The organism is Oleiphilus sp. HI0125 (assembly GCF_001635355.1).
The window spans coordinates 1-660 of record NZ_LWGF01001180.1; the positions used below are offsets into that span (position 1 = coordinate 1).

General features: G+C 46.2%; 1 pseudogene. It reads right to left on the reverse strand.

Annotated features, from left to right (window positions below):
- Nucleotides 1-614, reverse strand: a pseudogene (locus A3762_RS20505) (glutamine synthetase); the annotation flags it as partial.
- Nucleotides 615-660 lie beyond the last annotated feature (46 nt).

Sequence of the window (660 nt, forward strand, 5' to 3'; positions counted from 1 at the left end):
AATAATTCGTGCTCTAAGGCACTAATTTGCTGCTCAAAAATGTTTACATCATCCCATTTCACTGCGCTAAACACGCGAATAAACTCAGCACCAAACCAATCGCTAATGCGTGGGTCTGATTCCATCAATCTCAAAGAGTCTCTTTGGTTATCAGCAACGCAAGGATGGTCCTGCTTATAGGCATCACCTGTGACAGGCTCAGGAGCAGTCATCTTTTCGGTAATTCCATGAAACACACCCGCTAACAACGCACTCGTTGCAAGATAAGGGTTTGCATCCGCACCAGCCATACGATGCTCGATTCGAGTCGAAGACAGGCTTCCAGAAGGAATACGCATAGCAACGGAACGATTGTCGTAACCCCACGTTTTACTTGTAGGCGCAAAGGAGCGAGAAGCTAAACGCTTAAAGCTATTCACATTAGGGCTCCACAAGGCTTGGCATGAATCTGCCATATCTAATAAGCCCGCAACTGCGTATTGTAGTAAAGGATTATCCGTTGGGGGTTCACTCGCGAACACATTTGTTCCCGACTCGTCCATCAAACTTAAGTGCATATGCAAGCCATTACCTGCCTCTTCGAGGTACGGCTTCGCCATAAATGTGGCTTGCATACCACGCTTTTTAGCAATGGAAGTAATCACGCGTTTTAAAAGAAGC